This window comes from Streptomyces sp. SD15 (assembly GCF_054462255.1).
Genome location: NZ_JBTLMO010000005.1, coordinates 84,340 through 107,458, shown reverse-complemented (window position 1 = coordinate 107,458; position 23,119 = coordinate 84,340). Strand labels below are relative to the sequence as shown.

Here is a 23,119-nt window from a genome sequence, read left to right as displayed (position 1 = left end):
CCGCTGACAGGGTTCGGCGCGCGGCACATCCGTGCGTGTCCGGACATGTTCGTGCGTGTCCGTACGTGTGGAAAGTGATGATGTGGTTACGGTCCGTCTGTGCTGGAAGCATCCTTTCTTCATCTTTCCGGTCGCTGCCGTCCGGACGGTGCGGTGTCCGTGTGGCCCGCGTGGGTGGTGCGGGAGGACGGGAGCGCCACGTCGTGGTTCCATGTCCGGCTGGCCTTCGCCGACGGCGCTCGGGTCGACGTACTCGCGGTGGCGTCCGAGGCGGGCGTGGCGATCGAGGACGTCCGGGCCCAGCCGCCGCTCTCCCTCGACGATCTCGCGCTGCTCGCCGACTGGATCCAGGAACCGCTCTTCGAGGCGTGCGGCGTGCGGACCACGCCGTGGTGCGAGCCGGCGGAAGGGCCCTCGAGCCGGGCCAGGCCCGCGTGGCCGCGCGGTGTCGAAGGACGCCGACTCGTCGCCGAGAAGTACCTCGCGGCCCGTGACGAGGGCTTCGACCCGGTGCTCGCGGTGATGTGCGCGACCGGGCACAGCCGCCGCAGGTCGCTCAGGCTGATCGCCGGGGCGCGCGACGCAGGCTTCCTGGCGCCCCGTCACGCCCGCCGATAGACCTCGTCACGCCCACCGGACGGGTTCGTCACGCCCACCGGCCAGGGGTCGTCACGCTCATCGGCTCGGTTCGTCACGCCATCCCGCGCATCCTGTTGATCTCGCTCGTCTGCTGGGCGATCACATCGTCGGCCATCTCCTCGATCTGGAGGTTGTTGCCCTGGCCCTTCACGTCCGTGGCCATCGAGACCGCCCCGTCGTGATGCGCGATCATCAGCTTCAGGAAGAGTTCGTCGAACGCCTTGCCCCGCGCCGCGCGCAACGTCCGCAGCTGAGCCTCGGTCGCCATGCCGGGCATCGCCTCGTGTTGGTGCGTCGTGGGGTGCTTCTCGCCGTCGTGCGTCTTGAGCCAGCCCTCCATCATGGTGATCTCCGGAGCCTGCGCGGCCGTGATCCGGGCGGCGAGCTGCTTCACCGGGCCCGATTTGGCCTGTTCCGGGGCGAGTTCGGTCATCTTCAGCGCCTGCGTGTGATGCTCGATCATCATCCGTGCGTACGCGAAGTCGGCCGAGTTGGGGGAGTCGTCCTCGGTGCGTTGCCGGGCGGCGTCCTCGGCGGAGAGCGTCGCGGCCGCCTCGCCGGGTCTGCCGGGCGCGATCACCGAAGGCTCACTCGCTTTGGCGGACTTGGCCGGGTCGTCCGAGTCGCAGCCCGCGAGCGTGAGTACGGCGACCGCCAGCGATACCGCGACCAGGGGTGCACGGGACGTACAGCGGAAGGGCACATCAACCTCCTGGGGCACACGAACTGACAGAAATCTCACGGGTGTTCATCACCGCTCCGGCGTGCTCATGAACGTTACTGATCAAAAACTTTCATTACGAGTGCGTTGCCACCTGTTGATCAAAGCATGGGTCGGACGATACTGCGGGGGTCCGTGATCCGTTCAACTGCGAACGGCTACAAGGGAGGACGCAGTGACCCTGTCGAACGATCCTCGAACGCGGCGCAGACGTATGGGAGTTGTCGCCGCGGCGGCCGGACTCCTGGCTGCGCTGCTCACGGCCGGCCCGGCGGCCGCTACACCCGACCCCGGGGACAGCCCCGCCGCGCAGGAGAAGATCTCCCAGAGCGACGCCGCCGAGACGAAGGCCGCGCTGGCGAGCGGCGAGATACCCGGAGTGGACGAGATCGTCCACTCCGACAACATCGAACACCTCGCCAACATCCCCAAGGACGCCCTGCCCGGCACCAATTCGGACCTCGCCTTCCAGGGCAAGTACGCCTTCGCCGGAAACTACGACGGCTTCCGCATCTTCGACATCAGCAACCCGAAGGCGCCCAAGACCGTCGCGCAGGTGCTCTGCCCGGGCTCGCAGAACGACATCTCCGTCTCCGGCAACCTGCTCTTCCTGTCCACCGACTCCTCGCGCAGCGACAACTCCTGCAACAGCACCACGCAGCCCGCGACCGAGAAGTCCTCGTGGGAGGGCATGAAGGTCTTCGACATCAGCGACAAGGCGAACCCGAAGTACGTCGCCGCCGTCGAGACCGCCTGCGGCTCGCACACCCACACGCTGGTGCCCGAGCGCAAGAGCGTCTACGTGTACGTCTCCTCGTACTCACCGAGCGCCACCTTCCCCGACTGCCAGCCGCCGCACGACGGCATCACGGTCATCAAGGTGCCGCGCAGCGCCCCCGAGAAGGCGGCCGTGGTGGGTTTCCCCGTGCTCTTCCCCGGTGAGGGGCCGGACGGCGGCGGCAACCCGGGCTCGCCCACCAACCCGGGTGTCTCCAAGACCACCGGCTGCCACGACATCACGGTCCTGCCGTCGAAGGACCTGGCCGCCGGTGCCTGCATGGGCGACGGCATCCTGTTCTCCATCGAGGACCCGGAGCACCCGAAGGTCATCGACCAGGTCCAGGACAACGTGAACTTCGCGTTCTGGCACTCCGCGACCTTCAACCAGAAGGCCAACAAGGTCGTGTTCACCGACGAGTTGGGCGGCGGAGGCGCGGCCACCTGCAACGCGGCCATCGGCCCGAACCGCGGTGCCGACGGCATCTACGACATCGTCGGCAAGGGCGACCACCGCAAGCTCGTCTTCAAGAGCTACTACAAGATCCCCCGCTACCAGGCCGACACCGAGAACTGCGTGGCCCACAACGGCTCGGTGATCCCGGTCAAGGGCAAGGACATCATGGTCCAGGCCTGGTACCAGGGTGGCCTCTCCGTCTGGGACTTCACCGACTCCGCCAACCCGAAGGAGATCGCCTACTTCGAGCGCGGCCCGCTCAGCGCCGACACGCTCCGCGGCGGCGGCTCGTGGTCGGCGTACTACTACAACGGCTACATCTACTCGAACGACATGGTGAAGGGCTTCGACGTACTGAAGCTCAGCGACCGGCGCACCGACCCGGCGAAGTGGGTCCACCTGCGCGAGCTCAACGTCCAGACCCAGCCGGACTACTTCGACTGACGGACTAGTTCGACTGATCGTGCGGCCGCTGGTCGGTCGCGAAGAAGCGGGACAGATCCGTCTCGCACGTTCCGCCGGGCACCCTGGTGTCCGGCGGAACACCCATGTCCCAGTCCAGCCCGTACCGCTGGAACAACTCGGCCCGCAACGTCGGGATCGCCATGGGCACCCCCGGCACCAGGGCCGCGTACACCGAGCCCATCAGCAGCGCGCGCAGCATCGGATAGTCGGTGGCGGCGTCCGGCGAGCCGTGCCGGGCGACGGTCTCCCGCAGGAGCTGCGCCAGCCGCTGCTGCTCCGGGCACTGCAGGAACCCCTCGCCCTGCAGGATTCCGGCCATGTGCTGACGCATCAGCACGGGCCGATCCCGGGCCAGGCCGAGAATCGCGTCGATGGCCCGCGCCATCCGCTCCCGGCCGTCCTCGGTACGCGGCTCGCGCTCCAGCCCCTCCTTCAGAGTGCGGTACATCAGCCGGTGCACGGCGGACTGCACGAGCTGGCGTTTGCCGGGGAAGTAGTACGACACCAGTCCGCGCGCCGATCCGGCACGATCCGCGATGTCCCCGAGCGTCGTCGCCTCGAAGCCGCGCTCGTTCACCAGCTCCACCGCGGCTTGCAGCAGCCGCTCCCGGGAACGCCGCCGCAACTCTTCATTGACCGACGGGCTGCGCGGGGACATGCTGTAACTCCTGCGTTGACTGGCTATCAGCCAACTATACTCAGCGCGTCGGGGCCGGGCCCTTCACGGGCCCCTTCCGGCCTGCCGTCTGCCTCGGGTGGCGCGGGGGAACATCCGAGGCAGACGCGGGCCGCCCCGAGCGAGTCGCAGAGCCGCCGGGGCCTCCCTAAAGTGGGTTGGAGGCCGAGGAGGCGGGTGGACATGGATCAGGAGCAGATCCTGGCCAGGATCACGGCAATGGTGGACGACGAGCGGCGTCTGCGCGAGGCCCTCGCGTCCGGGCAGATCGACAAATCCACGGAACAGCAACGGCTCGGACAGCTGGAGCGCGAGCTCGCCCAGTGCTGGGACCTGCTGCGCCAGCAGCGCGCCAAGGCCGAGTACGGGGAGAATCCGGGCGACGCGCGCGTCCGGCCGTCCTCGCAGGTCGAGGGCTATCAGGGCTGACGGAACCCGCTCCGAACCCGAACCGGCTCTGAGCCCGCTCAGGGCCCGCTCAGGGCCCGCGAGTCAGTCGACGACCAGGTCCAGCACCGGCCGCAGCCCGTCCGGCCGACGCGTCACCGGCAGATGGTCCACGAAGTGCACCGCGCAGCCCAGAGCCGCCGCCCCACCGTCCGCGCGGCGGTCGTCCCCGACCATCAGCGCGTCCTCGGGTGCGACGCCGAGCGCGTCGCAGGCGGTTGCGAACAGCCTCGTATCCGGCTTCTGAACGCCGTGCTCGTACGACAGGACGTACGTGCCCACATACGGGTCGAGGCCGTGCTCGCGGAAGACGGGCCGCAGGTCCCAGCCGATGTTGCTGACCACACCGACGACGACCCCGCGCTCGCGCAGCGCGCCGAGCACGTCGTCGGCGTCGGGGTAGGGGTGCCAGGCGTCCGGGACCATGTGCCGGTCGTACAACGCGTCGTACAGCCGGGGATCGGGCAGGGGCACCTGGCGGGAGATCGCGGTGTAGGCGGCCCGGTGCAGCTCGGCACTCCTGTCACGCGTGCGGACCAAGTCCTCCATGCCCTCGGGAATGCGGGGCGCGATGCCCCCGCCGGGCATCGCGCCCACGGCATCCAGGGCGTCCGCCGCCCTGATCAACTCCGCTTCCGGCAGGGCGATGTCGGCCTCGCGGAGCACGGCGCGCAGCCAGGACTCGGTCGCTTCGGCACGGAAGAGGGTTCCTGAGAAGTCGAAGAGAACGGCTTTGATCGTCATGCGGGAGATCCTTCGGGGCGCGGCCCCGGTCGGTCAACCACGCCCCGAGCCGAACCACCGCTCGTACGAGGCCACCGCCAGTGCCACCATCAGCACGCCGAGCAACCAGCCGCCCAGGACGTCCGAGGGCCAGTGGACGCCCAGCCAGACTCGGGTCAGCCCGACACCCACGACGGAGACCGCGGCCAGCAGCAGAGCCGTACGCGGCAGGGCGCGTCCGGCGCCGTACAGATGCAGCAGCCACAGCAACAGCCCGCACACCACCGTCGCGGTCATGGCGTGGCCCGAGGGGAAGGCCGCGTAGTGGGCCGAGTCCACGGGGTCGGGCCAGACGGGCCGCTCGCGGCCGACCGCCGCCTTCAGACCCTGCTGCACCACGGTGCCCAGCGCACAGGTGGCCGCCAGCCACAGGGCAAGCACCCAGGCCGAGTGCCGCCACACCAGCCAGACCACCGTGACCGCGCACGCCGCGCGCATCGTCCAGGGGTCCCACACCCAGTCCGTCAGCACGCGGAACACCTGGGTGAGGCCGGGCTGGTCGACCGCCCAGCGGTGGGTGGTGCGTGCGATGTCGCCGTCGAGGGCGAGCAGCGGACGCCAGGAGAACGCGACCAGCAGCAGAAGCAGTACGGAGGGCACGGCGAGGGCGGCCGCGGTGAGTGCCGCGGTCCGTGGGGCCGGTGGGCGGGGCGGCGAGTCGACGGGCGGGGAGTGCATACCGTGATCCTCGCCGACGGACGGGGCCGCAGGCGAACCTGGGCCCACCGGTGCAGGGCGAGGGGGTGTCGTTCGGATCACCTCGGATCAGGTCGCGGTGCATGGTGCGGTGCATCGCAAGGCGGAGCATCACCCGCGTACCGGGCTTACTCGGGTGATGCGACAACGCGGCGAGGTGCCGCGCCAGGCGTCGCGGACCTGGGGTGATCGCCCCCTAGGGGGCTTCTGATGGATCTCCGCGGCGTCGCGACGCCCGGCACGCCCTCTCGCCGCACCGGACAAAAGCCCTAGTAGCTCCGCTACGAGGGCTTCCGCCCGGCACGCCGAGAGCACGCACCGAACGCCGCTCCTTCTCCCACGGAGATCCATCAGAAGCCCCCTAGCCGAGCGCACGCAAGCCCGGCACCAACGCCACCAGCAGCGGGATCACCGGCACCAGCGTGGCGGCCGCCGTCAGCCTCAGCCGCCGCGCCGCCGTGAGCCGGTCCGGCGGGGTCAGCAGCCGGTGCACCCGCTCCCGGACCTGGGCCGCCGGGGTCGGGCAGGGTCCGAAGACGCCCCGGTCCTCGTTCAGTTCCACCAGCGCGAGAGCGATCGTGAGGCGGCCGAAGCGGCGGGACGCCATGTCGTCGGCGGCCAGTTCGACCAGGCGGTGCATCTCGTCGCGGAACGCGGCGAACACGGGCACCCGCGGAAAGCCGACGGCCAGCGCGGCCGAACAGTGCAGCAGCCAGTCGTGCCGGGCCCGCGCGTGCCCCTGCTCGTGGGCGAGCACGGCGTCCAGCCGGCGACCCTCGAGCCGACGCAACGCGGCCGTGGTGATGACGAGCCGAGGCGCCGCGCCAGGCAGCCACCAGGCGTCCGGACGCTCCCCCTCCAGCACGACCAGCCGGCCACTGCCCGGCTCCTCACCGGGCAACAGCGGTGCGCGTACGAGGAGTTCGGCACGGCTGCGGCGACGCCGCGCCCGGGCTCCCAGCACCTCACGAACCAGCATGGCCGCGGTCCAAGCGGCGCCGCAGGCGAGCGCCACGGCGGTGGTCGCGGCCCAGGGGCTGCCCGTGTTCAGCGCGTAGGCATCCACGACCGAGTGCGGGGCGGGAGCGAACACATGGCCACGCACCGCCACCCAGGCGGCGGCCGCGCTGAGCGTCATCGACAGCGCACAGCACAGCAGAACGGCCGCCACCACGCACTGCCACACCCACAGGGCGACCACCGGCTCACGGTCCGGCCAGTCCGCCCGGGCGAGCAGCCGTGGAGCGACCACGGCGGCCAGGGCGCCGAGCAGCAACAGTGCCGCGGGGACCATCATGGGTGAACCCTATGAGCGGAGCGTCGCCGGAGGATACGGGGCGCAACGGCAAAGTGACGTACGCCACGGTTTCGTACAGTCGGGACGGGAGCGGGTTTCAGAGCGTGACCAGCATGGCGAGCATCGCGATCGCCATGGACAGCCGACATGCCCGCGACAGCTCGGGGCGATCCCCCCAACCGAGGGTCCGGGTGCCGCCGACCGAGGTCCGGGTGTCACCTGCCGAGGTTCGGGTGCCCCCGGCCATGGCCGCGACCGGGATCAGCCGGGCCCCGGACCGCAGCACGTACCCGGCGAAGTAGAGCAAGAAGATTCCGGTCACCGGCGGGACCCCGGAACCGCCGTGCCCGTGCTGCCCCGGAGCGGTCGCCATCACGCCCGCCATGTAGACCATCGCGAAGGCCCCGACCAGATGGTGCAGATGGTGCGGGCTTCTGCGGGCCGCCCACAGCTCGCGTAGCGCGGCCGCGCCGAACACCGCGGCATACGCGATCCAGGCCCAGCGTGGCGGCGTGGCCACCGCCGCGGGCACGGCCATCGCCGCCATGCCGAATCCCATGAGCGCCTCGCCGCCCGCGCTGCGGCGCTGCTCCTCGACGGCGCTGCGCATCCGCAGCAGGCAGTAGGCCCCGGTCGCCGCGCACAGCACGACGAGCAGCCAGCCGGGCGAGACCGGTCCGTGCACCGCGTACCTCCGCTCGACGGAGTCGGACATAGGGCAGCCGGTGATGGCGGACATTCGGTCGAAGCATGCCCGCGCCCGGAGGGGTGCATGCGGGGCAGGATATGTTTCATGAGTAAAACACCTGCTAATATTAAACGTATGAGTAGTGCGACCTCCCCGTCCCCCCGTGTACGTCGCCTCCCGCTGGCCGGTGCGCTGCGCCTCGGGCGGCCCTCCGACATCTGGTTCAAGCCCGCGCTGAGCTCGGTCGCCTCGATCGCCCCACCGAATCTCACGCTCCTGGCGCTCGGCCGGCTGGACCTGGCGATGTACACCATGGCCGGGTCGCTCTGCGCGCTCTACGCCCACAACCGTCCGTACGCCGCCCGGGCCCGCGCACTGGCCTGGGTGGTGCTCGGCATGCTCGGTGGCCTCGCCGTCGCGCTGATCGCCGCCTCGCTCACGACGAACGCCGTCGTGCTGGTCACGGTCGGCGCGCTGCTGGCCGCTGTGCAGAAGGCGGTGTGCGACGCCACGCGCATCGGGCCGCCCGGCCATGTCGTCCTCGCCTTCATCAGCTCCGCGTCGCTGTTCGCCCCACAGACCCTCGGCCAGGTCCCCGGCCATCTCGCGCTGGGCGCCGCGGCGGGCGCCTGGGCCTGGATCGTCGGCATGGCACCCGGGCTCGTCCGTCCGCACGGCCCGGAGCGCCGCGCGACGGCCCACGCCCTGAACTCCGCGGCCGCGTACGCCGAGACGCTGGGCAGCGGTGACGCGGCCGCCCGGACCCGCGCCGCCGCGGCCGCGGCCGTCCACGGTGCCTGGCAGTCGTTGCTGTCGACCGGCGCCCGCTCCGCGCCCCGGCGCGCCCTCGAGCGGCTCGTCGTGCGGGCCGAGGTCGCACTCGCCGCGCCCGCCGACACGGACGCCGAGCGGCTGCGTGACTGGGCACGCGCACTCCGGGGCACCGGGCCGGTGCCGCATCCCGACGACCTCGGGGACGCCGCCGACGAACTCCTGGGCGTGGAGGTCGAACTCGCCGTAGGGCAAAGGTCGTTGCTCGAACGACTCGGCCCGCTGGGCCCCATCGCCCTGCGCACCGCGCTCGGCTGCGCCCTGGCCGGCTACGCCTCGCTCGCGCTCGGCGTCGGCCGCCCCTACTGGGCGCTCGTCACCGCCGCCTCGCTCTACCAGGCCAACGTCACCCTGACCTGGAGCCGGGGAGTGCAGCGCGTCGTCGGTAATCTCGTCGGCGTCCTCGTCTTCGCGGCGATCGCCCCGCTCGCTCACCTGAGCCAGGTGGCCCTCGTCCTGTTCTGCCTCGCCTTCAACTTCGGCGCCGAGGCCCTGATCGGCCGCAACTACTGGCTCGGCAGCATCTGCGTGACCCCCATGGCCCTGCTCATCACCGAGTTCGCCCGCTCCCAGCAGCCCGGCGAGCTGATGACCGACCGCGTCGTGGACACCCTCGTGGGCGCGTTGGTCGGCTTCGTCGCGGCGATCGCGGTCACCAACCGGCGGGCCGGTGACCGCATCGAGCACGCCCTGCGGGCGACGGAGCGCGCCCGGGACCACGCCGTCACGATCCTGGCCGAAGAGCGTCCCGAGGCCGGCGCCCTGGAGTCCGCCCGCCGCGGACTGGCCGCCGCCGTCGTCGAACTGCGCGCCACCGCCGACGCCGCGGCCGGCGAATGGTGGCAGCGCGCCCTGCCGGAGGAACGGGTGATGCGGGCCGAGCAGGTCGGACACCGTACGCTCGCGGCGACGGTACGACGGCAGGGACTGCACTCCTTGGAGGGCGCACAGGCATGACGGAAGCGAACGGGCGTGCGGCGAGCGAGGGCGCCGCGGTCGGTCGGGGCAAGATTCCGGCGACATCGGAGTCTCCAGTGACATCGGAGTCTCCGGCGAGATCGGAGTCTGCGCAGGTTTCGGAGTCTGCGCCGGTTTCGGCGGCATCGGCGGTTTCGGCGGCATCGGCGGATACCGCTGCCGCGCGGGAGGCAAGGGCGGACGGTACGGCCGGACCGATGCCACCGACGGACACCACGGGAGGACCGATGCCGCCGACGGACACCATGGCCGGACCGGTCGCACCCATGGACATCATGGCCACCGTGGTGCGGCAGTGGCAGGCCGTGCACCCCGGTATCGACACCGGCCCGATGGAGATCATCGGCCGGATCAACCGCTCGGCCGCACTCCTCCAGCAGGCCGAGGACGCCCCGCTGCGCCGGGCCGGGCTCACCCGGCCGGAGTTCGACGTCCTCGGAACCCTGCGGCGCACGGGCCACGAGCTGACCCCCAGCGAGATCGCCCGGGAGACGTTCTCCTCCGGGGCCGCCGTCACCAAGCGCCTCAAGCAACTGTCCGAGCGCGGCCTGGTGGAGCGCCGTGGTGACACCCGCGACCGCCGGGTGGCGTACGTCCGGCTGACCGACGCGGGGCGCGACCTCGTCGACGGCATCCTGCCCCGGCAGCTCGCTTACGAGGCGACGGCCCTGTCCGGCATCGACCTCGCCCGACAGCGTGAACTCGCGGCGCTGTTGGGTGAGTTGCTCGGTCAGCTGGAAGGCCGTCTCGGGGTGCCCCGCGGCTGAGCCGCCGCCGGGCGTCGGGGACTTCGCGGTCACCCGCCCGTTGACATGAGAAGTGCGCCGCTTCTACGTTCGAGCAGCTGGTTCGACGGTCCGGCTGTCGTGCGAAATGTCGAACGACTGGGTCCACCGGGAGGCGTGCGGAGTGGCTGCACACACAGAGACGCTGACCATCGACCTCGGTGCCGACACCGGCGCCTTCCACGGAGGGGCGAGCGGCACGCTCTACGGCCTGTACGGCGATGGAGTGCCCAGCCGCAACGTGGTCGAGGGCATGTACGTCCGTACCGTGTCCACCAAGGCCCAGGACGGGACACAGCACCCGGGTGCCGACGCTCTCGACATCCTGCCGTCCTTCGTGGACTGCGGTGGCGAGGACGTCTACCTCTACATGACCGACATCTACCGGGGCTTCCCCTACCAGTGGCCCGGCGCCACGGGCGAGGAACGGCTCGCCGACTTCAGGGCGAGGGTGGCGAAGCAGGTCGGGCAGGTCCTGACGATGGGCCCGTACAAGTCCCATGTCGTGTACGTGCCGTTCAACGAGCCCGAAGGGAACATGTTCGGCACGGGGGAGTGGAGCTACGACGGAATCTCCTGGCGTACCGACCCGCGGCACTACTTCGCCGCGTGGAAGGACATCCACCGCCTGATCAAGGGCCTGGACCCGGACGCGCGTATCGCGGGCCCCAACACCAGCATCCTGTACGACGAGGTGCGGGGCTTCCTCGAGTTCGCCAAGGCGCACGGCGTGCTGCCGGACGTGATCACCTGGCACGAGCTGTCGACGCCCGCCGCGATCCGCACCAACGTCGCCAAGTACCGCCGTATGGAGCAGGACTTGGGGATCGACCCGCTCCCCATCAACATCAACGAGTACGCGCACAACTACCACTTGTCGGTGCCCGGGCAGATGGTCCAGTGGATCTCCGCCATCGAGGAGTCGAAGATCGACGCCGACATGGCGTACTGGAACATCGACGGCAACCTCAACGACTCGGCGGTCGAGGCGAACAAGGGCAACGGCCAATGGTGGCTGTTCCACGCCTACGGCCGGATGACCGGCCACACGGTCCGGGTGACCGCGCCCCACCCCAACGTCCAGTACACCCTGCAGGGCATCGCCACGCTCGACCGGGACAAGAGGCAGGCGCGGGTGCTGTTCGGCGGCGGGAGTGGCGCCGCGGACCTCGTCTTCGAGGGCGTCCCGGCCGAGATCTTCGGCAGCACCGTGCACGCCCGGTTGCACGAGATCCCGTGGACCGGCCAGGTCGGCTCCTCCGCAGAGCCGTGGAGACTCCAGGACCTCGAACTGCCGGTCAGGGAAGGCAGGGTGACCCTGTCGCGGACCGACCTCAACGAGATGTCCGCGTACGAGATCATCCTCTCGCCAGGTGGCATCGGCGCGGTCCTCGCACCCCCGTCGGTGGGCTGGCGGCGGACGTACGAGGCCGAGAACGCGACGTACACGGGCGCCGGTTACTCCAGGAACGGGCCCGAGGGATCACCCTCCGACGTCGACAGGTTCGCGACCTCGGGCACCTACCACATCGGCGGTCTGCGCACCGGTTCCGACGGTGTCCTCGCCTTCCCCGTCGAGGTCCCGCAGGACGGGACGTACGACCTGAGTGTCTACGCCAACTCCCACAACCTCCACGACCTGGTCCAGGAACAGGGCCCCACCAATGTCTTTCTGCGCGTCGACGGCGAGGACCCGCAGGAGCTGCGGCTGCCGCTCGGCTACAAGTGGGTGGTCTGGGGGCACACCGACACCCAGGTGCGGCTGACGGCGGGCGCGCACACCATCACGCTGTCGGCGCGGGACCCCGACCTCGGCGTCACCCAGGGCGACGCGATCATCGACAGGATCGACCTCGCGCTACGGGACGAGCACGTCACCGCGCCCGCGCTGTACGAGGCCGAGTACGCGGATCTCGACGCGGGAGCGCACGTCATCTATGAGTATCGCGGAGCCTCCGGTCCGGGCGCCGCGGTGCTGCCCCGTGGTGGCACGGCCACGTTCTGGGTGTACGCGGCCACCGACGGCGAAGCGACCGTGATCGTCGATCAACTGGGCGCCGGAGAAGGCGAGTTGATGGCCAACGGAGAGGGCCTGGGCTCCCTCGGCCGCGATCCCGCACCGCTCTTCCTGGCCGGTGGCATCAACAAGCTCACGGTGCGGGCCACTTCGGCCCGCCTCGTCGTCGACCGACTGCGGGTGGAACCGGGAGGCGGACGCCTCATGACCACCCTGTACGCCGCCGAAGAGGGGACCCTGACGGGCGGGGCGAAGGTGACCGGCGCGTACCCGTTCGCCACCGGCGGGAAGGCTGTCGAGGGGATCGGCAAGGGCCGGGAGAACGCCCTCGCCCTGACCGTCACGGCCGCACGGGGCGGGCGCCACGCACTGACCATCCGCTACTCCAACGGCGAGCAGCCCCCCGCCACCCACTACAACCCCGACCCGGTCTGCCGCCACGTGGACATCGCCGTCAACGCGGGGCCGCCACGCCGGGTGCTCTTCCCCACCACCTTCCACTTCAACAACTTCTGGCAGCTCACCGTCCCCGTCACCCTGAAGGAAGGCACCAACACCCTCACCTTCACCGCCGACGAACTGCCGGACTTCGACGGCGACACCTCCAACCGGTACCAGCAGCGTTCCGCGTACGCGCCGGTCATCGACCAGGTGGCGGTGACAGCGCTGGACGGATGGCCGGGCTAGGACCCCACCCCGCGTCTCCGCCGTGATCGACCGGACAGGTCCTAACGCTTCTCGCCCGCCAGATGGATCCCGAACAGCGCCCCCTGCGGGTCCCGCAGTACGGCGATCCGGGGCCCCTCCGGCACGGACGTGGGCTCCATGAGCATGCTGCCGCCCGCCCCGACGGCGGCGGCCGCCGTGTCGTCCACGTCCTCGACGGCGAAGTAGGGCAGCCAGTGCGCCGGCACCTCGTGCGGGAAGTGTTCACCCATCGTCACCATGCCGCCGAAGTCGGCTCCGGCGATGCCCCACTGCGGGTAGTCCTCCGAGGCGCTCAGGCTCCAGCCGAAGACCGTCGTGTAGAACTCGGTGGCCCGGTCCGGGGCGCGCGTCATCAGTTCCACCCAGCCGAGAGCGCCCGGCGCGTTGAAGAGCGCCGCGCCGGGGAAAGTGCGGGCCTGCCACAACTGAAAGGCCGCACCGGTCGGGTCGAACACCACCGCGAACCGGCCGAGGTCGAACACATCCATCGGCCCGAGGACGACCGTGCCGCCCGCGTCCTGCAGGGCGTCCACGGTGGCGTCCGCGTCGGCCACGGCGAAGGACACGTTCCAGGCGACGGGCTGCGACTCCTGATACAGCGGGGAGATCGCGGCGACTGCCGCGTCGCCGAGGTACGCGACCGTGTAGCCGCCCGCCTCCTCGGAGGGGTCCGTCTCCGGGCGCCAGCCGAACAGGTCGGCGTAGAAGCCCTTGGCCGCCTCCAGGTCACTGGTCCCCAGCTCGGTCCAGCAGGGTCCGCCGGGCACCGGCTTGTCGAGCTTCATGACGCTCCTTCCACCGGGAACCCCCTCCAGCACGCTATGCCCGTGCCCCGGCCCCGGCCATCCGAAGCGGGTGCCCGCGATGTCGTCAGATACCGGGCCGGTAGCGCAGCGGATGATCCGCCGGGATCTCCACGAGCACGATCTCGACACCGTCCGGGTCCGTGATCCACATCTCGATCAGCCCCCACGGCTCCTTCAGCGGAGGCCGTAGCACCTCGACACCGGCGGCCGACAGTTCCTCGAACGCGGCGTTCGCGTCGGCCACCTGGAGCCACAGCTTGAGCGCGGGCGAGGGCGGGGTGTCGGAGCGGCCCGAGACCTCCAGAAAGCCGCCGCCCAGGAAGTAGACGGTGCCGCGCTCGGGGCCCGTGCCGAACTCGCGGTGGACGGCGAGGCCCAGCTGTTCGCCGTAGAAGGCACGGGTGCGCTCCGGGTCGGTGGGGCGCAGGAGGGTCCGGCTGCTCAGTACATGCACCATGCACCCGGAGCCTAGTGGGGGCGCTACGCTCATCGGTGCTTGAGCCACGCCAGAGATTCGGAGAACCGCTCCATGGACACCGCCGCCGCCGGACTCACCTTCCGTGACGCCACCGACACCGATGTGGACGCCCTCGTGACGCTGATCGAGTCGGCGTACCGCGGGGACTCCAGCCGGACCGGCTGGACCACGGAGGCGGACATCCTCGAAGGGCAGCGGACCGACCCCGAGGGCGTGCTCGCCGTCATCAAGTCCGCCGACAGCCGACTGCTGACCGTCGAGCGGGACGGCAGCGTCGTCGCCTGCTGCCAGCTCGAACACCGGGGCGACCACGCCTACTTCGGCATGTTCGCGGTCAGCCCGGCACTCCAGGGCGGTGGCCTCGGCAAGGTGATCATCGCTGAGGCGGAGCGGCACGCCCGAGAGACCTGGGGCGCCGAGGAGATGCACATGACCGTGATCTCCGTACGCGACGACCTCATCGCCTGGTACGAGCGGCGCGGCTACCTCCGTACGGGAAGGATGACGCCCTTCCCGTACGGCGACGAGCGCTTCGGCATTCCGCAGCGCGACGACCTGCAGTTCGAGCTGCTGGTCAAGCCGCTCGCATAATCGTTACGCCGTGAAGCGGCCGGTGCGTTTGATCTCGGGGTAGTCGGTGGTCGCGCCGTCCAGCCCCAGGGCGCGCACCAGCCGCAGCTGGTCCTGGGTGTTCACCACCCAGCCGATGATCCTGAGGTCGGCCTTGCGGGCGTACTCGACGACCTCAAGGGTCAGCCTGCGGATGTTGAGGCAGACGGTCGCGGCGCCCACCTCCAGGGCGCGGTCCACGACATCGACGCCGTACCGGCTCGCGATGAGCGCGGTGCGGACGCCCGGCACGAGCCGGGTCATCTCGGCGATCGCCTCGTCGTGGAACGACGACACCTCGACCCGCCCCACCAAGTCGCGCCGGTGCATCACCTCGGCCAGCGCCCGCGCCGCCGCCAGGTCCTTGATCTCGGCCTGGATCGGAGCCCGGACGGCGTCCAGGACCTCCTCGAAGACGGGCACGCGCTCACCGCGCCCCGCGTCCAGGGTGCGCAGCTCGGCGAGTGTCTTCTCGGCGATCGGCCCCGAACCGTCGGTCGTACGGTCCACGTCCGCGTCGTGCATGACGACGAGCGCGCCGTCCTTGCTCAGATGCAGATCGAGTTCGATCAGGTCGAGGCCCGCCTGCTGGGCGGCGATGAAGGAACGCAGGGTGTTCTCGGGTTCCATACCCATCACTCCGCGATGACCGATGGTGAGGAAGTTCAAGGTTCGACTCGCTTCCGTCGACGGCGGCTCGGCTCGCGCGTGGAGATTCCGACGGGGCGTCCACGCGGCAAGGCCGCAGCCTAATCGCCCGGCCCCGCGATGTACCCGCTCGTACGGCGGGCAATGGGTGTGTCCCGCACGGGCAGAACCGTGCCGTGTGGCCGGGGCGCGTCACCCGGGGGTGGGCGAGTCTCCCGGCGGTTGACCGAGGCCCGCCGCACGGAGCGGGAGTACCCGCCGCATATAGCGGAAGTGGTCGCCTGCACGGTGTCGCACAGGAAAAAGAGCGGTGAAGGCAGGGGTCGTGCAGGATAATCTATCGATAATCCTCTTGCGGGAAGGAACCTCGTTACATACGGTGTCTATACGCGAGGTTCTTCAGTGGAGGATGGGGCATGACGGAAATTCTTGTGCGGGTGGGTGCGGAGGAGCGGGTTCCTCCCGTGGTCAGGGTGGTGGAGCACCCGGCTTGGCCCGTGCTCAAGGATGCCGTGGAGGAGATCCGGCCCTGGCAGTCCAAGGACGGGTCGATCGACTTCGAGGCCGAGGGCGCCCCGGACGCCTCCGATGCCGATCTGGCCGTACGCCGTGCCATCGACGCGATAGAGCAGCTGGCGCCCCTGCTGCCGCACGACGCCGGTTACCACGAGGCGCTGGTGAAGGACCTGCGCCGCTGGGCCGACACGGGCTTCCAGGTGCCCGACTTCCTCGACTCGCTGCTGGCCTTCCAGCCCGCCGCGCACCGTGAGGACGGCCTGCAGCACCTGGTCGTCTTCCCGATGTACACCCAGAACGGCAACCCGGACCGTAACCTCGAGGCCGTCGTGCTGCGCATGGTCTGGCCGGAGTGGCTGGCCGAGCTGGAGCGCACCCGCTACGACAACCCGCTGTTCTGCGGCATCACCTTCGAGGACTTCACCGCGGGCTACGACACCAACTCGGCGGTCCTCTTCCCCGAGACCATCGCGGTCCGTGAGGCGCCCGAGCGCTTCAGCTGGGGCGGCATCTTCTGCGACCGCGAGGCTGCCCGCTTCCGTGCCGTCACCGACGCCGCCGTGGACATTCTCGGCCTGGAGCTGCCCGAGGACATCGCCACGATGGTCCACGACCAGGAGCGGTGCGAGCAGGCCTTCGTGCTCTGGGACATGGTCCACGACCGCACGCACAGCCATGGCGACCTGCCCTTCGACCCGTTCATGATCAAGCAGCGTCAGCCGTTCTGGATGTACGGCCTGGAGGAGCTGCGCTGCGACCTCACCGCCTTCAAGGAGGCCGTGAAGCTGGCGGACGACGGCTTCACGCAGGGCCGTGACGTGCAGTACGCGGTGCTCTTCGACCGGATGTTCCGCTTCCCCGTCACCGGCGACCGGGTGCGCAACTACGACGGTCTCGGCGGCCAGCTGCTCTTCGCCTACCTGCACCAGCACGACGTCGTCCGCTGGACCGACAACAAGCTGCACATCGACTGGCAGCGCGCCCCGCAGGTCACCAACCAGCTGTGCACGGAGATCGAGGACCTCTACCGGGCCGGCATCGACCGCCCCAAGCTGGTCCACTGGTTCAAGGCGTACGAGCTGGTCTCCACCTACCTCGCCCCGCACCCGGGCTCCCGCTGGGCCAAGGGCCCGGACGCTCTGGATCTGACCCAGACCCCGCGCAAGCTCGTGGACGACGTGCTTCCGGACGAGTTTCCGTTGAGCATGTTCTATGAGGCGCTTTCCAAGAAGCTGAAGAACGTGATCGCCTCCACCAAGGGCATCACCGCGGCGAGCGCCGAGCGGGTCGCCGCGTGAGCGACCGCCAACAGAACACTGCTCAGGAGGCGAGGATCATGGGGAACGGGGCTCTCAGCGGAGCGGTGATCGCGGTGGCCGGCGCGGGCGGACCCGCCGGCCGGGCGACGCTTGTCCGGCTCGCCGAGGCAGGGGCGACCGTCATCGGCTCGGACAACGACCCCGAGCGACTCGCGGAGGCCGTGGACGCGGCCAGCTACGGGCACGGCGGCGCCGCCGTCGTCGGCGACACGGTCGACCTGCTCGACCTGGATTCGACCCGTGACTGGGCCATCCGTATCGAGAAGGACTTCGGCCGCGTCGACGGCCTCGTCCACCTCGTCGGCGGCTGGCGCGGCAGTGAGACCTTCACCAGGACGAGCCTCGACGACTGGGACTTCCTGGAGTTGCTGCTCATCCGCACGGTGCAACACACCACCCTCGCCTTCCACGAGGCTTTGCAGCGCAGCGACCGCGGCCGGTACATCCTGATCAGCGCCGCGGGCGCGAGCAAGCCCACCGCGGGCAACGCCGCCTACGCCGCCGCCAAGGCCGCCGCCGAAGCCTGGACGCTCTCGCTGGCCGACTTCTTCCGCAAAGCGGGGGGCGAGGAGGGCCCGACCTCCGCGGCTGCCATCCTGGTGGTCAAGGCACTGGTGCACGACGCGATGCGCGCCGAGCGCCCGAACGCGAAGTTCGCGGGCTTCACGGACGTCAAGGACCTGGCCGAGGCGATCCTCGGCGTCTGGGCGAAGCCCGCCGCAGAAGTGAACGGAAACCGTCTGTGGCTCACCGAGCAGCCGTGAACCCTCCGAAGACCGACGCCCGCCGGCACCACGACCCGGACGTCCGCGGCTTCGCCAGCGACAACTACGCCGGGGCCCACCCGGAGGTGCTCGCCGCCCTGGCCCTGGCCAACGGCGGGCACCAGATCGCGTACGGCGAGGACGTCTACACCGAGAACCTCCAGCGGATCATCCGCAGCCACTTCGGCGCCTCGGCCGAGGCCTTCCCGGTCTTCAACGGCACCGGCGCGAACGTCGTCGCGCTCCAGGCGGTCACCGACCGCTGGGGCGCGGTGATCTGCGCGGAGAGCGCGCACATCAACGTCGACGAGGGCGGCGCCCCCGAGCGCATGGGCGGCCTCAAGCTGCTCACCGTGCCCACACCCGACGGCAAGCTCACCCCCGAGCTGATCGATCGGCAGGCGTACGGCTGGGACGACGAGCACCGTGCGATGCCGCAGGTCGTCTCGATCACCCAGAACACCGAACTCGGCACCGTCTACACGCCCGACGAGATCCGCGCCATCTGCGATCACGCGCACGCGCGCGGCATGAAGGTGCACCTGGACGGGTCCCGCATATCCAACGCGGCCGCCTCCCTGAACGTCCCGATGCGGACGTTCACCAACGCGGTGGGCGTGGACATCCTGAGCCTGGGCGGGACGAAGAACGGCGCGTTGTTCGGCGAGGCCGTCGTCGTCCTCAACCAGGACGCCGTCAGCCATATGAAGCATCTGCGCAAGCTGTCGATGCAGCTCGCCTCCAAGATGCGCTTCGTCTCCGTGCAGTTGGAGGCGCTGCTCGCCAAGGATCTGTGGCTGCGCAACGCCCGCCACGCCAATGAGATGGCCCAGCGGCTCGCCGAGGGCGTGCGCGCGGTGCACGGGGTGACGATCCTCCACCCGGTGCAGGCCAACGCGGTCTTCGCGCGCCTTCCGCACGACGTGAGCGAGCGGCTGCAGAAGCGCTACCGCTTCTACTTCTGGGACGAGGCGGCGGGCGACGTCCGCTGGATGTGCGCCTTCGACACGACAGAGGACGACGTCGACGGGTTCGTGGCGGCGCTCAAGGAGGAGATGGCCCACCAGTAGCCGCAAGAGGCCATCGTGCATAGATATACGGTCACCTGAAAAGTCATTGACTCTCGGGTGATCGTATTCCTATGCTCTGCGGCTATGGAGCTGATCCAGAACACCACCGATCTGTCCGCGTACTTGGCTGCCGACGAGGTCGTCGACCATCATCATCCACTCGTACGGGAGACGGCCGCGCGCCTCGCCAAGGGGGCCGTCGACTCGTATACCTATGCGCGGGCGGCATTCGAATTCGTGCGTGACGCCATCCCGCACTCGCAGGACTCCGGCGATCTGCGCGTCACCTGGCGCGCCTCCGACGTCCTGGAGTGGCGCACCGGCATCTGCTACGCCAAGGCCCATGCCCTGGCCGCGCTGCTGCGGGCCGAGGACATTCCGACGGCGTTCTGCTACCAGAGGTTCGACGTGGTGCACGGGCTGGTCGCCGTACGGTTCAACGGCGCGTGGCATCGGCAGGACCCCCGTGGCAACAAGCCGGGCGTGGACGCCCAGTTCTCCCTCGAGGGTGAGCGGCTGGCCTTCACGCCCGACCCGGAGTTCAATGAGTTGGACTATACAGTCCTGTATGCTGAACCTCACCCGGTCGTGCTGAGCGTCCTCAAGGCCGCCCCCGACCGACCGCACCTCTGGAAGACGCTCCCCACCGCACTCTGAGGCAGGCCATGACTCCCACGCTCACCGTGTCCGACGAGGTACGCGCCCTCGCGCCCGCTTTCCGCCACGTCGCCGTCGAGGCCCACGGACTCCTCAACGGGCCCAGCATCGAGGGAACCTCAGCGCTGCTCGACGACGCGGCCCGCCGTCTGGCCGTACGACTGGACGGTCGCGCTCCGCACGAGGACCCGCACATGGCGGCCTGGCGGGAGGTGTACACGGCGTTCGGCTCGAAGCCGTCGCGGACGCGCAACTCGGCGGAGGCGCTCGCCAAGCGGGCCCTCTCCGGCGCCGGACTGCCCCGGATCAACGTGCTCGTCGACGTCTACAACGCGATCAGCGTCGCCCATCTGATCCCGGTCGGCGGCGAGGACATCGAGCACGTCCGGGGCGGGATGCGGCTCGTGCGCGCCACCGGCGAGGAGGACTTCGTGACCGTTGCGGGCGGCGCGGAGGTCGTCGAGCACCCGGACGCGGGCGAGGTGGTGTGGTGCGACGAGGTGGGCGTGACCTGCCGGCGCTGGAACTGGCGCCAGGGCCCGCGCACCCGGCTCACGGAGGAGTCGACCTCCGCGATCTTCCTGCTGGAGAGCCTGGCGCCGATGCCGACGGTGGAACAGGCGGGCGCCGAACTCGCCGAGCTGCTGGAGAAGTTCAGCCCCGGGGCGCGGATCACCGTCCACGCCCCGGCGTGACGATTCAGCTCGCCTCGGCCGCGCGCACCTCTTCGGGGGTCGGCGCCGTGCCGCCGAGGTGCGCCGGCATCCACCACGTGTCGTCCGCGCCGTTGGGCCGGACGGGATAGGCGCGCTGTGCGGACTCCAGGAGCTCCTGACAGCGCTCGCGCAGCCGCCGGGTGATCGCGCCCGCGTACTGGTCCTGCGGGGCCTCCATCGGCTCGCCGACCCGGATCGTGACCGGGGTGTGGCTGCGCTTGAAGTTGCGCGGGTAGCCCTTGGTCCACAGCCGCTGGGTGCCCCACAGGGCCATCGGGATGAGCGGGACGCCGGCTTCCTGGGCCAGGCGCGCGGCACCCGACTTGAAGCTCTTCAGGGTGAAGGACTGCGAGATGGTCGCCTCGGGGAAGACGCCGACGATCTCACCGGAACGCAGCGAGTTGAGCGCGTGCTGGTACGCGTTCTCCCCCTGCTTGCGGTCCACCGGGATGTGCTTCATGCTCCGCATCAGCGGGCCGGAGACCTTGTGCCGGAACACCGACTCCTTTGCCATGAAGCGCACCAGGCGCTTCTGCGGCAGGGCGGCCAGACCGTCGAAGATGAAGTCCAGATAGCTGATGTGGTTACTGACCAGCACGGCGCCGCCCGAGCGCGGAATGTTCTCCGACCCCTTGCAGTCGATCTTGAGGTCCCACACCTTGAACAACGTTTGGGCGAGACCGACGACGGGACGGTAGACAAGCTCTGCCATGGACGGGGTGGACCCTTCTCTCTGCTCGGGAAGGGGTCTCCCGGCGGGAAAGTTACGCAGCCGTAGGTTTACGGCATTGCGCAGATCGTGCCCCAAGAACGGACGAGTGGCCAGTCCTGGTGCCCGAGAACGGCGAGATTCTCGTCACGTCCACCACTTGATCCACCTCGGCCTTTTAATCTGCCTTTACTCTGCGCGTACCGCCATCCGACGCGCGATCAGGTACATCTCGCAGCCCAAGCAATACCCGAACGCCGCATTGAGAAAGGCTGCCGCCAGCGCGCAACCGGTCGCCGCGAGGCCGAGCCACTCGGGCCCCGCTGTGAAGCCGATCAGTCCCACGACCGCGAACACCAGCCCGATGGCCTGCGCGAACTGCGGCGGCTGTGGCGCCTCGAACTCCGTGGGCGGCCCCAGCCGGGGGCGTACGGCCTTCTTGTACAGCCAGCCGTACGGGGAGCGTGGCACGCCTCCCGACGCGCCCAGCGCGAACGCCAGCACCTGCCAGGCCAGTAGCCAGGCGCTGCCGGTGATCAACGCGACCGCCAGTACGACGGCCGTCACGGCCGCACCGAACCGCGGCCCTCTTGCGTCAATGTCCATGAACCAAGCATTCCGCACCGGGAGCGATGCATGGACCCGGGAATCTTTGCGGTCGTGTGAATGCTTGTGCAGGTGATGACCGGACTTGTGGTGTGCGTGGTGGTGCTCGCGGCGGCGAGCGCGTACGGAGTGCTGCATCGGCGGCGGAGCGGGAGGGTGAGAGTGCGCGGGAGGGACGGCGGGAAGCGGCTGGGCGCGGCCGAGTTGGGGGAGGGGCTCGGTGAGCGGGCCACGCTGCTGCAGTTCTCCAGCGCGTTCTGCGCACCCTGCCGGGCGACCCGGCGTGTGCTGGCCGAGGTGGCCGAGATGGTCCCGGGCGTGTCCCATGTGGAGGTCGACGCCGAGGATCGCCTGGAGCTCGTCCGTGAACTCGACATCCTCAAGACCCCGACCGTACTTGTGCTCGACGCGGACGGACGGATCGTACGGCGGGCAACGGGGCAGCCGCGCAAGGCGGATGTGATCGCCGCCCTGGGCGAGGCCGTCTGAGTGGCGATGAGCCAGGTGATGCAGGTCGCGGTGGTACGGGTCCCAGTGGTCCAGGTGAGGCATCTCCCAGATGCCGGAACGCACTTGACTGCACGTGCCACCTATCGTCAACCTGACCGTATGCCCCCGGAACTCCTTCTCTTCGAGCGTGTCCACGTGGACCTGGCCCGCACCGCGAGTGCGTGCTGTCCGCGCTGCTGAGCAGCCACGGATCCCTCGTCAGCCCTCGCAGAAGGACAACTCCATGACGGCCACGCCCGACCTCGGCACCCCTCAGCTCGCCTCTCCCGACCTGCTGCGCTCCGTCTTCCGGCGGCATGCGGCGGGTGTCGCCGTGATCACGGCTCCCGGTGACGGGGGCCCCGTCGGCTTCACCGCCACCTCGCTCACCTCGGTCTCCGCCGAGCCTCCGATCGTCTCCTTCGGCATCGGCGTCGGCGCGTCCAGTTGGCCCGCGATCTCCGAGTCCGACCATGTCGGCGTCCACATACTCGGCGAACACCAGCACGAACTGGCCGACACCTTCGCCAGGAGCGGGGCTGACCGCTTCGGCGCGCCCACCCGTTGGCGCAAGGGCCCCGAGGGTGTTCCCGTTCTCGACGACGTCCTGGCCTGGCTGGTGTGCCGCGTCGTTGCGCGCGTGCCCGCGGGGGATCACCGCGTCGTCCTGGCCGAGGTCGTCCTCGGCGACCCGTCGGGCGCCGGCCGCCCGCTCCTGTACCACCAGGGGCGCTTCAGTGGCCTGCGCGACTGAAGCTACCGTCTGT

Annotated in this window: 26 protein-coding genes; 15 read left to right on the top strand and 11 right to left on the bottom strand. The window is 70.0% G+C overall.

Annotated features, from left to right (window positions below):
- The first annotated feature begins 153 nt into the window (after positions 1 to 153).
- Entirely contained in the window at positions 154 to 618 is a 465-nt protein-coding gene (locus ACX28W_RS06985) for a DUF6214 family protein (protein WP_458997865.1), read from the top strand.
- Between the two features lie 73 nt (positions 619 to 691).
- Here ACX28W_RS06985 and ACX28W_RS06980 read toward each other — a convergent pair whose 3' ends face one another.
- A complete protein-coding gene (locus tag ACX28W_RS06980) occupies positions 692 to 1,342 on the bottom strand; it encodes a DUF305 domain-containing protein (protein ID WP_458997864.1) in 651 nt (216 codons plus the stop codon).
- A 193-nt stretch (positions 1,343 to 1,535) separates the two neighbouring features.
- Here ACX28W_RS06980 and ACX28W_RS06975 point away from each other — a divergent pair, with 193 nt between their 5' ends.
- Positions 1,536 to 3,038 carry an LVIVD repeat-containing protein gene (locus ACX28W_RS06975; protein WP_458997863.1) on the top strand — a complete coding sequence of 501 codons (1,503 nt, stop codon included), beginning with the start codon at positions 1,536 to 1,538 and terminating at the stop codon, positions 3,036 to 3,038.
- 4 nt (positions 3,039 to 3,042) lie between these two features.
- Here the strand turns inward: ACX28W_RS06975 and ACX28W_RS06970 are convergent, their stop codons facing one another.
- Entirely contained in the window at positions 3,043 to 3,717 is a 675-nt protein-coding gene (locus ACX28W_RS06970) for a TetR/AcrR family transcriptional regulator (protein ID WP_458997862.1), read from the bottom strand.
- A 201-nt stretch (positions 3,718 to 3,918) separates the two neighbouring features.
- Between ACX28W_RS06970 and ACX28W_RS06965 the strand changes: the two genes are divergently transcribed.
- The gene (locus ACX28W_RS06965; RefSeq protein ID WP_458997861.1) at positions 3,919 to 4,164 is read left to right on the top strand and encodes a DUF2630 family protein; all 246 of its coding nucleotides are present in this window, start codon (positions 3,919 to 3,921) and stop codon (positions 4,162 to 4,164) included.
- A gap of 63 nt (positions 4,165 to 4,227) precedes the next feature.
- Here ACX28W_RS06965 and ACX28W_RS06960 read toward each other — a convergent pair whose 3' ends face one another.
- The 4 genes from ACX28W_RS06960 to ACX28W_RS06945 form a co-directional block, all read right to left on the bottom strand.
- Positions 4,228 to 4,926, bottom strand: coding sequence for an HAD family hydrolase (locus tag ACX28W_RS06960; protein ID WP_458997860.1), 699 nt, complete (start codon positions 4,924 to 4,926; stop codon positions 4,228 to 4,230).
- A gap of 33 nt (positions 4,927 to 4,959) precedes the next feature.
- Complete coding sequence (locus ACX28W_RS06955) at positions 4,960 to 5,643, bottom strand: phosphatase PAP2 family protein (protein ID WP_458997859.1); 684 nt, start codon at positions 5,641 to 5,643, stop codon at positions 4,960 to 4,962.
- A 379-nt stretch (positions 5,644 to 6,022) separates the two neighbouring features.
- Complete coding sequence (locus ACX28W_RS06950; protein ID WP_458997858.1) at positions 6,023 to 6,958, bottom strand: M56 family metallopeptidase; 936 nt, start codon at positions 6,956 to 6,958, stop codon at positions 6,023 to 6,025.
- Between the two features lie 97 nt (positions 6,959 to 7,055).
- Complete coding sequence (locus tag ACX28W_RS06945; RefSeq protein ID WP_458998004.1) at positions 7,056 to 7,643, bottom strand: DUF5134 domain-containing protein; 588 nt, start codon at positions 7,641 to 7,643, stop codon at positions 7,056 to 7,058.
- Between the two features lie 138 nt (positions 7,644 to 7,781).
- On the opposite strand from ACX28W_RS06945, the gene ACX28W_RS06940 reads away from it, so the two are divergent.
- The 3 genes from ACX28W_RS06940 to ACX28W_RS06930 all read left to right on the top strand — a co-directional run bounded on the left by ACX28W_RS06940 (position 7,782) and on the right by ACX28W_RS06930 (position 12,944).
- Positions 7,782 to 9,434, top strand: coding sequence for an FUSC family protein (locus tag ACX28W_RS06940; RefSeq protein ID WP_458997857.1), 1,653 nt, complete (start codon positions 7,782 to 7,784; stop codon positions 9,432 to 9,434).
- 248 nt (positions 9,435 to 9,682) lie between these two features.
- Positions 9,683 to 10,222 carry a MarR family winged helix-turn-helix transcriptional regulator gene (locus ACX28W_RS06935; RefSeq protein ID WP_458997856.1) on the top strand — a complete coding sequence of 180 codons (540 nt, stop codon included), beginning with the start codon at positions 9,683 to 9,685 and terminating at the stop codon, positions 10,220 to 10,222.
- Positions 10,223 to 10,364: 142 nt separating this feature from the next.
- Positions 10,365 to 12,944 (top strand): cellulosome protein, encoded by a 2,580-nt coding sequence (locus ACX28W_RS06930; protein ID WP_458997855.1) that lies wholly within the window; start codon positions 10,365 to 10,367, stop codon positions 12,942 to 12,944.
- Between the two features lie 41 nt (positions 12,945 to 12,985).
- Here ACX28W_RS06930 and ACX28W_RS06925 read toward each other — a convergent pair whose 3' ends face one another.
- Positions 12,986 to 13,750, bottom strand: a complete 765-nt coding sequence (locus ACX28W_RS06925) for a VOC family protein (protein ID WP_458997854.1) — start codon at positions 13,748 to 13,750, stop codon at positions 12,986 to 12,988.
- 85 nt (positions 13,751 to 13,835) lie between these two features.
- Positions 13,836 to 14,228 (bottom strand): VOC family protein, encoded by a 393-nt coding sequence (locus ACX28W_RS06920; protein WP_458997853.1) that lies wholly within the window; start codon positions 14,226 to 14,228, stop codon positions 13,836 to 13,838.
- 72 nt (positions 14,229 to 14,300) lie between these two features.
- On the opposite strand from ACX28W_RS06920, the gene ACX28W_RS06915 reads away from it, so the two are divergent.
- Positions 14,301 to 14,840, top strand: a complete 540-nt coding sequence (locus tag ACX28W_RS06915; protein WP_458998003.1) for a GNAT family N-acetyltransferase — start codon at positions 14,301 to 14,303, stop codon at positions 14,838 to 14,840.
- Between the two features lie 3 nt (positions 14,841 to 14,843).
- Here ACX28W_RS06915 and ACX28W_RS06910 read toward each other — a convergent pair whose 3' ends face one another.
- On the bottom strand, positions 14,844 to 15,527 hold the full coding sequence (locus tag ACX28W_RS06910; RefSeq protein WP_458997852.1) for a glycerophosphodiester phosphodiesterase: 684 nt from the start codon (positions 15,525 to 15,527) through the stop codon (positions 14,844 to 14,846).
- 395 nt (positions 15,528 to 15,922) lie between these two features.
- Here ACX28W_RS06910 and ACX28W_RS06905 point away from each other — a divergent pair, with 395 nt between their 5' ends.
- The 5 genes from ACX28W_RS06905 to ACX28W_RS06885 all read left to right on the top strand — a co-directional run bounded on the left by ACX28W_RS06905 (position 15,923) and on the right by ACX28W_RS06885 (position 20,527).
- Entirely contained in the window at positions 15,923 to 17,320 is a 1,398-nt protein-coding gene (locus ACX28W_RS06905) for a DUF6421 family protein (protein WP_458997851.1), read from the top strand.
- Between the two features lie 38 nt (positions 17,321 to 17,358).
- Positions 17,359 to 18,105, top strand: coding sequence for an SDR family oxidoreductase (locus ACX28W_RS06900; protein ID WP_458997850.1), 747 nt, complete (start codon positions 17,359 to 17,361; stop codon positions 18,103 to 18,105).
- Positions 18,102 to 19,175, top strand: coding sequence for a threonine aldolase family protein (locus ACX28W_RS06895; RefSeq protein ID WP_458997849.1), 1,074 nt, complete (start codon positions 18,102 to 18,104; stop codon positions 19,173 to 19,175). Before ACX28W_RS06900 ends, ACX28W_RS06895 begins: the two co-directional genes overlap by 4 nt.
- 84 nt (positions 19,176 to 19,259) lie before the next feature.
- Positions 19,260 to 19,832 (top strand): transglutaminase domain-containing protein, encoded by a 573-nt coding sequence (locus ACX28W_RS06890; protein ID WP_458997848.1) that lies wholly within the window; start codon positions 19,260 to 19,262, stop codon positions 19,830 to 19,832.
- 8 nt (positions 19,833 to 19,840) lie between these two features.
- On the top strand, positions 19,841 to 20,527 hold the full coding sequence (locus tag ACX28W_RS06885; protein WP_458997847.1) for a B3/B4 domain-containing protein: 687 nt from the start codon (positions 19,841 to 19,843) through the stop codon (positions 20,525 to 20,527).
- A 4-nt stretch (positions 20,528 to 20,531) separates the two neighbouring features.
- On the opposite strand, the gene ACX28W_RS06880 is transcribed toward ACX28W_RS06885, so the two are convergent.
- Positions 20,532 to 21,260 (bottom strand): lysophospholipid acyltransferase family protein, encoded by a 729-nt coding sequence (locus ACX28W_RS06880; RefSeq protein WP_458997846.1) that lies wholly within the window; start codon positions 21,258 to 21,260, stop codon positions 20,532 to 20,534.
- Positions 21,261 to 21,446: 186 nt separating this feature from the next.
- On the bottom strand, positions 21,447 to 21,863 hold the full coding sequence (locus ACX28W_RS06875; protein ID WP_458997845.1) for a DUF4395 domain-containing protein: 417 nt from the start codon (positions 21,861 to 21,863) through the stop codon (positions 21,447 to 21,449).
- A 75-nt stretch (positions 21,864 to 21,938) separates the two neighbouring features.
- Here ACX28W_RS06875 and ACX28W_RS06870 point away from each other — a divergent pair, with 75 nt between their 5' ends.
- From ACX28W_RS06870 to ACX28W_RS06860, 3 genes are read left to right on the top strand one after another with little or no spacing between them, the layout of a single operon-like run.
- Positions 21,939 to 22,352: a TlpA family protein disulfide reductase gene (locus ACX28W_RS06870; protein WP_458998002.1), complete on the top strand. Its 414-nt coding sequence runs from the start codon at positions 21,939 to 21,941 to the stop codon at positions 22,350 to 22,352.
- A gap of 6 nt (positions 22,353 to 22,358) precedes the next feature.
- On the top strand, positions 22,359 to 22,553 hold the full coding sequence (locus ACX28W_RS06865) for a putative leader peptide (protein WP_458997844.1): 195 nt from the start codon (positions 22,359 to 22,361) through the stop codon (positions 22,551 to 22,553).
- Between the two features lie 43 nt (positions 22,554 to 22,596).
- Positions 22,597 to 23,106: a flavin reductase family protein gene (locus ACX28W_RS06860; protein WP_458997843.1), complete on the top strand. Its 510-nt coding sequence runs from the start codon at positions 22,597 to 22,599 to the stop codon at positions 23,104 to 23,106.
- Positions 23,107 to 23,119: the final 13 nt, after the last annotated feature.

Coding starts and splice junctions, on each gene's coding strand:
- ACX28W_RS06970 (WP_458997862.1), bottom strand. CDS start 3,717: ATGTCCCCGCGCAGCCCGTCGGTCAATGAAGAGTTGCGGCGGCGTTCC.
- ACX28W_RS06965 (WP_458997861.1), top strand. CDS start 3,919: ATGGATCAGGAGCAGATCCTGGCCAGGATCACGGCAATGGTGGACGAC.
- ACX28W_RS06960 (WP_458997860.1), bottom strand. CDS start 4,926: ATGACGATCAAAGCCGTTCTCTTCGACTTCTCAGGAACCCTCTTCCGT.
- ACX28W_RS06955 (WP_458997859.1), bottom strand. CDS start 5,643: ATGCACTCCCCGCCCGTCGACTCGCCGCCCCGCCCACCGGCCCCACGG.
- ACX28W_RS06950 (WP_458997858.1), bottom strand. CDS start 6,958: ATGATGGTCCCCGCGGCACTGTTGCTGCTCGGCGCCCTGGCCGCCGTG.
- ACX28W_RS06940 (WP_458997857.1), top strand. CDS start 7,782: ATGAGTAGTGCGACCTCCCCGTCCCCCCGTGTACGTCGCCTCCCGCTG.
- ACX28W_RS06935 (WP_458997856.1), top strand. CDS start 9,683: ATGCCGCCGACGGACACCATGGCCGGACCGGTCGCACCCATGGACATC.
- ACX28W_RS06925 (WP_458997854.1), bottom strand. CDS start 13,750: ATGAAGCTCGACAAGCCGGTGCCCGGCGGACCCTGCTGGACCGAGCTG.
- ACX28W_RS06920 (WP_458997853.1), bottom strand. CDS start 14,228: ATGGTGCATGTACTGAGCAGCCGGACCCTCCTGCGCCCCACCGACCCG.
- ACX28W_RS06915 (WP_458998003.1), top strand. CDS start 14,301: ATGGACACCGCCGCCGCCGGACTCACCTTCCGTGACGCCACCGACACC.
- ACX28W_RS06905 (WP_458997851.1), top strand. CDS start 15,923: ATGACGGAAATTCTTGTGCGGGTGGGTGCGGAGGAGCGGGTTCCTCCC.
- ACX28W_RS06900 (WP_458997850.1), top strand. CDS start 17,359: ATGGGGAACGGGGCTCTCAGCGGAGCGGTGATCGCGGTGGCCGGCGCG.
- ACX28W_RS06890 (WP_458997848.1), top strand. CDS start 19,260: ATGGAGCTGATCCAGAACACCACCGATCTGTCCGCGTACTTGGCTGCC.
- ACX28W_RS06885 (WP_458997847.1), top strand. CDS start 19,841: ATGACTCCCACGCTCACCGTGTCCGACGAGGTACGCGCCCTCGCGCCC.
- ACX28W_RS06880 (WP_458997846.1), bottom strand. CDS start 21,260: ATGGCAGAGCTTGTCTACCGTCCCGTCGTCGGTCTCGCCCAAACGTTG.
- ACX28W_RS06875 (WP_458997845.1), bottom strand. CDS start 21,863: ATGGACATTGACGCAAGAGGGCCGCGGTTCGGTGCGGCCGTGACGGCC.
- ACX28W_RS06870 (WP_458998002.1), top strand. CDS start 21,939: ATGACCGGACTTGTGGTGTGCGTGGTGGTGCTCGCGGCGGCGAGCGCG.
- ACX28W_RS06865 (WP_458997844.1), top strand. CDS start 22,359: ATGAGCCAGGTGATGCAGGTCGCGGTGGTACGGGTCCCAGTGGTCCAG.
- ACX28W_RS06860 (WP_458997843.1), top strand. CDS start 22,597: ATGACGGCCACGCCCGACCTCGGCACCCCTCAGCTCGCCTCTCCCGAC.